The organism is Okeania sp. SIO2F4 (genome assembly GCF_010672385.1).
GTDB lineage: Bacteria > Cyanobacteriota > Cyanobacteriia > Cyanobacteriales > Microcoleaceae > Trichodesmium.
Genome location: NZ_JAAHGT010000575.1, coordinates 1 through 6221 on the forward strand (window position 1 = coordinate 1; position 6221 = coordinate 6221).

The following is a 6221-nucleotide window of genomic DNA, read 5'->3' on the forward strand; positions in this document are numbered from 1 at the left end:
AGCGTCCCGGAGGGAACGGAGATCTCGCCATCCCATCCCAAGGTCATGCTCCACTTTCCGACCGCTTTTTTTCCCAATCTTCAATTCCCGAGAGGTTTTAACCTTCTTGTAATTATCAAGTTCGCCATTATCAATTATCAATTAATGAACTAATTCCATCTCCTGTAATTTTTACAATATAAGCTGTTCAGTACCTAGAGTATGTGTAATTAATGTTGCACAACTACTTAGCTTTGCAAAGGAGCAGATCAATCAAAACGATGTATGTTTTTTTTGGTAGTGGTGTACAAGTAGTGATATCCTAAAAAAATTGAACTATTCAAGGGAATATTATCTCTTTGAAACTAATAATTTAAGGTACTTTCTGTTTCCTATTCCCAGTTAAGTGTTCCCTGCCTCTACCACAAATCACTACATCTATAAAACCAGCGTTTTTTGGCGTTGCTGAATCAAGGTATGAAAATAAAAACTAAATAATTTCAAATATTTGTCATTCAATAGTTTATTGATTGCCAACAAATACAAATCATACCCACCCATCAGCAACGCCCGTTTTTTTTAATTGAAATATTTTATTTATAAGAATTCCCATACTGGTAAGGTACAAAATTAGTTTTTTTTAGAGAATAGGAAATAGAATATAAATAAGTATCAGTGTACTTCATTAGCCTTAGAAATGCTATAGTATGATGTCCTATTAAATAGTTATAAATTAATGGCGATCAGAAACATAAGAACATTACCAGTCCTAAAAAAGAAAGTAAAGGATAGTAGGGAATATAATTTTTTTTTAATCGCTATTGATCCGGATACGATATTATCAATTATTTACTCTGAGGCCAAGTTGAACAGATATAAGATGTTCAATATTTCAACTATGATTAGGAATTATAAATTAGCTGATAGGTTAAAAGCCTTTTTATCTTTACTGAAAAACTAAGGTTTAAAGCCTATACTTTCAGGTATAAAAAAAGAAAAAATTTTCCTTTTAGCAAATCCTATTCTTTTTAAAAAGAGGTAATAATTAATTATTAATTATTTGACTACATCCTTTCCGCTTATAGCAGTCCTATTTTATTTGTGTATAGAAACCTTAACGCTTTTAGGGAAAAGGGAACAGGGAAAAGGGAACACTTAACTGGTAAGAGTTTCAGGTTTTTTATCTACTTTTTGATTACCCGCAACCTATGGGCGGATTGCTATATTTGAATTAACTATTTTTTTGAATCAAGTATAGAGAATAGCAAAAAATAAATCGTCCCAACTTTTGTACTATATCCTTACTAGCTACTTCCTACTCCCTTACTTTTTCAATTTATTCTCTACTCCCTACTCCCTTACTTTCATCAGAATGAGATGATTTTTTATTTGGAGGTTTCATAATACAATCCATCCCCAAAAAAAATGTTAAAAATAACGCGCTCAGATGGTAAGAAACTTAATTTCCAATTCTAGTAACATGAAGATTCACTTGCTACCTAATACCTAAATATTTTTTCTAGTAAACATTTATCAGACCTGATATTAAAATCTAAAAAAAATAGAGGAAAAGTTTATCTTTTCCCCATTCCAATTTTTGGTAATTACCGAAAAATTAAGGTTTAAAGCCTCTCCTTTCAAGGAGAAAAAGCGGTCGTTTTCGGCTGTCGCCGACATGAAACGCCATATCCAATCGACAAAGAAAAGAAAAAAATTCTTTTTAACCAATCCTATCTGTTTTAAGAAGAAGTAATTATTAATTATTAATTGTTAATTATTAATTATTGAACATGTGATTAATCAATTGAACATAAAGTCGATCGCCTGTCACCTCAAACCTTATTTACGATCCACGAGATTCGATAACCTCTACTTTGACAGGAGCAACTCCACTTTGAATCATACCTAAAATACGAGCTGCAGCAGACGATAAATCAATAACTCTACCCGGAGTAAATGGACCACGGTCATTAATCCGTACAATGACTGAACTACCATTCTTTAGATTAGTCACTCGTACTTTTGTCCCAAAAGGTAGAGTTTTATGAGCAGCGGTCATTGCATATTGATTAAAACGCTCACCACTGGCACTTAAGCGACCATGAAATCCAGGGCCATACCAAGAGGCCCAACCTTGAAATTGGAAAGTAATTGGTCCAACAGCAACTTTTTGTGGTTCCGGTTGTGGTTTAGGTTTTGGTTTACCTGCTATTTCCTTTAAAGGAGGAGCATTATTAACTTGTCGCCGTAGGCGGTTAGTTGCTTGTAAAGTATCTGTTGCTAAGTTGTTGGTAGTATCTGGCAGAATAGTTTGCTCATTTATTTCTACTAACTTTTGCTCATTGACCAAAATCATGTAACCTTCTTTGTTTGCATCCCACTTTGCTGTAATGTCTAGATTGGGACTTTCCTGAATAAGTTGATTTAGTCGGGAGGCAACTACTGATGCTCGCCACACTGAATCTTTTTGTTGGTGTGAGTTATAAGATTGAGTCGCTACTTTCACCGAAGAGTCTGAACTTTGATTATCAGCCTTCTTGTTAGTTTTCTGATAGTCAAGAAAAGTAAGAACTGGAATATTACGAACATAGAGAGTTGCAGCTTGGCGACCAACTAGTTCATGGGCTAGAATTTTAGTAAAGGTATTTTGCCCTTCTCGTATGTTTAACTGGTATTCCCCAACTTTTAGAACATCTGTTTCCCTATTGGCAATGGCTTTATTTGAATTATCATTTGTTTCTAAACTTCTGTCTATTGGTTCGTTCGCCTGATAAATTTTGCTTTCCTGTAGAGTATTGGCATAACCATAGGCTACACCGACACTAGAAAATATCAGGAAAGTAGTAAGACCAGTCCAAATTTGGAGCTTCATAAACTTATTTTTTTAGTAGCACTCGTTGAGTTGGATTTACCTTAGATATAGTCCAGCAATGACTATTCCGGATAACTCAGACTCTTCGATGTTTAAGTATTATTAAGGAACTGCAATAGGTTATCACAAACTTTCAAAATTGGGAACCAAATCTTAAAAGTTTTTTGGTTGATTTTCTACAAACAAGGCTGATGGTAGACTTATAGAAACTAGACATCGTAAAAAAAAAGGGGGGATGTGCAGATTGCTTTTGCCAGAAAATAATCTTCAGGAAATGGCGTTGCATATTTACGGGATGAATTGTAGGTTTGGAGAAAGAGGAAGTACAAGAAGGATTACCTTTTCTGCAAAGATTCATCCCTTGATTCAGCAATGCCGAGGAAATAGTTCTTTGTATAGCAGAACTCACAACTCACAACTCACAACTCAGAATTTAAATTCTTGCTGTGACTAAATTTGAGGGTTTGAGAATGTCCTAACCACTCTGGTGACTGCTGTATTTTGTTTTCTAGAACACAATAAAGTTTTGGTCTAAGACATGATGGATTATAAAGAAGCTGGTGTTGATGTTGAAGCTGGTCGTGAATTTGTTAATAATATTCGCAATATGGTGATTAGTACCCACCGACCAGAAGTTTTAGGAGGGTTAGGTGGGTTTAGTGGATTATTTGCTTTACCAACTGGTTACAAAGAACCTGTTTTGGTTTCTGGTACTGATGGTGTGGGTACAAAATTAAAACTAGCAAATACTCTGAATTGTCATCATACTGTTGGTATTGATTTGGTTGCTATGTGTGTCAATGATGTGTTGACATCGGGGGCAGAACCTTTATTTTTTTTGGATTATTTGGCAACAGGAAAATTAAATCAACAACAGTTAACTGAAGTGGTTTCTGGTATTGCAGAAGGATGTCGTTTAGCGGGGTGTGCTTTAATTGGGGGAGAAACTGCAGAAATGCCTGGTTTTTATTCCCCTGGTGAGTACGATCTGGCAGGTTTTTCTGTGGGAATTGTGGAAAAAAGTTTGATTTTGGATGGGTCTCAGGTAAAAGTAGGTGATGTGGCAATTGGATTAGAAAGTAGTGGAATTCATAGTAATGGTTTTAGTTTGGTGAGAAAGATTATTGATGAATTCAATATTTCTCTACAAGATAGCCCAGATTTTTTGGAGCAAAAAAGTTTGGGAGAGGCGTTATTAACTCCAACAAAAATTTATGTCAAACCAATTTTAGCAGCACAAAAATCTGGCTTAGATATTCATGGTATGGCTCATATTACTGGGGGTGGTTTACCAGAAAATTTACCTCGTTGTTTACCAGAAGGAATGTCTATTGATGTTGATAGAAATAGCTGGGAAATTCTCCCTATTTTTAGATGGATTTCTGAAATTGGTAATGTGAATGATGAGGCGATGTTTAATACTTTTAATATGGGGATTGGTTTTGTAGTTTTGGTATCACCAACTCAGGCAGAAATGGCAATTAATTGGTTTGCTTCTCAGGGAATAAGAGCTTATAGTCTGGGTGAGGTTAATTAGTTTTTGATAAAATATTTATTCAGAGCAATTTATTTGGGTAAATTGAGATAATAGCATTTTCCCTGGGAAAAAACAATTACGGTAATCACTATCTATAAATAAATGTATACATTAATTAATTAATTAATTAATTATTTATTTTTTTTTGTGTCAATCATTAGTATGATACTAAATATAATTCAGCAATAAACTATTTTTTTTATTTTAGGGAAAAATAGGGGGTTAGTTTCCTTATTTATTTTTGATAGTTATAATTTTTCAGCTATTCCTTATCTCAGAATATGAGAGCTGATTTTTCAAGTAAATATTAATAAGCTGAATTCCTTTCTAGTCTTGAGCTTTGAAGTTATGTTTCACTAGAATTTAAATGATTTAGCACTAGGTGGAAATAAGAGTTTTCCTGCGGAATGCTGTGCCAACAGCTAAATTTATGAATCAGCTCTGAGAGGTATTTCCTATAAATAAACTCACTAATTTTTCTTGAAAAACTTGATATTATACTTAATATTTAGTATTTTCATTACTTCAACTATTGCAATTAAATTTATCCATAAATATGGCTGGCTGATTAAATCTAGAAGCATTCACAGGTAAAGATTTTAGGCTTTTTAGGTCTTGAGGGGGTGGAAGCTTTCAGGTCGAAAAGGTTCAAAAAGGAGCGCATTTTAGGCCAGAGTATGGCAGAAAATCACTTTGACGATTCTTCTGACTACCTCTTCTATAACTCCCATTCCTCCTGAGTTCTGGATTCTGAATTCTAGCTCCTGTCCTTACCACTCATACTTCTTCAGCAAACCCTAAATATGCTGAATGTCAACTATATTTAGCTCGGTAAATCAAAATTACAAACATAAAGCTACGTCTTTTCTAAGAGTACGATAGAATGCTAAACAAAAAATATATTCCAACACCACTGATTGAAAAAAAGAAAAGAAAAAAAGTAAAGATCGTAGAAAAAATAGAGAAGCGACGAGTCACCACTCCTTATGTTATTCGCCGATTCATTATTTATTTTTTAAAAGTACAGTGGCGCAGGTTTACTCGCAAACCAGATATAGAAAAAACAGCAAATCAATTGCGAGAAATATTTGAAGATTTTGGTGGTTTTTGGGTAAAAGCAGGTCAAGTTTTAGCGCTACGAACAGATATTTTGCCAGAACCTATATGCGATGCCTTACGAAGTTTACAGTCTGAAGCACTTGGTTTTCCTTTTGATGTCGTACGCTCAACTATTGAGTCAGAATTGGGTGTTCCTTTAAAGAAAGTTTTTGCAGTTTTTGATGAGGAACCTCTAGCAGCAGCTTCTATTGCTCAAGTTCATACTGCAGTTTTGCGTAAAAAACAAATTCCTGTGGTTGTTAAGGTTCAGCGTCCTGGTTTAGAAGATGCTTTTAAGCGAGATTTAGAGGTGATTAAGGGTCTGGTTAATCTACTAATTTTATTGAATATTGCTACTTATTTAGGTTGGGGTGAATTTATCACAGAGTTGGAAAAAACCTTTCAAGAAGAACTAGATTTCAGATATGAAGCAAGCAGCACTATGAGGATGAGAAAGTCTCTGAAAGAACATAAAGTTTTTGTGCCGAAGATATACGAAAAATATTCTAAACGTCGGATTTTGGTAATGGAATTTATCAATGGTGTAATGATGTCAGATTATATTAGTGCCATAGCGAATAAACGTTCTCTAGCTCTCAAATGGGAGGCAGAAAATAATATCGATCCAGTAAAACTTGGGGAAAGAATATACTTGTCCTTGTTCCGACAACTATTTGAAGACAATCTATTTCATGCTGACTTACATCCAGGTAATATAATATTGTTGCGTAATAA

At 34.3% G+C, this 6221-nt stretch carries 3 protein-coding genes; 2 read left to right on the forward strand and 1 reads right to left on the reverse strand.

All coding sequences use genetic code 11. From position 1 onward, the window contains the following. Positions 1 to 1822 precede the first annotated feature (1822 nt). Positions 1823 to 2851 (reverse strand): septal ring lytic transglycosylase RlpA family protein, encoded by a 1029-nt coding sequence (locus tag F6K22_RS27820; RefSeq protein ID WP_293105567.1) that lies wholly within the window; start codon positions 2849 to 2851, stop codon positions 1823 to 1825. Positions 2852 to 3392: 541 nt separating this feature from the next. Between F6K22_RS27820 and purM the strand changes: the two genes are divergently transcribed. Both purM and F6K22_RS27830 read left to right on the forward strand, forming a co-directional pair. Next, positions 3393 to 4388, forward strand: a complete 996-nt coding sequence (gene purM, locus F6K22_RS27825) for a phosphoribosylformylglycinamidine cyclo-ligase (RefSeq protein WP_293105572.1) — start codon at positions 3393 to 3395, stop codon at positions 4386 to 4388. An 883-nt stretch (positions 4389 to 5271) separates the two neighbouring features. Next, positions 5272 to 6221: ABC1 kinase family protein (locus F6K22_RS27830; protein WP_293105570.1), on the forward strand; the 950-nt coding region annotated here is incomplete at its 3' end.

Excerpts from the sequence above, each read along its gene's own strand:
- purM (WP_293105572.1), top strand. The coding sequence starts at position 3,393 with ATGGATTATAAAGAAGCTGGTGTTGATGTTGAAGCTGGTCGTGAATTT.
- F6K22_RS27820 (WP_293105567.1), bottom strand. The coding sequence starts at position 2,851 with ATGAAGCTCCAAATTTGGACTGGTCTTACTACTTTCCTGATATTTTCT.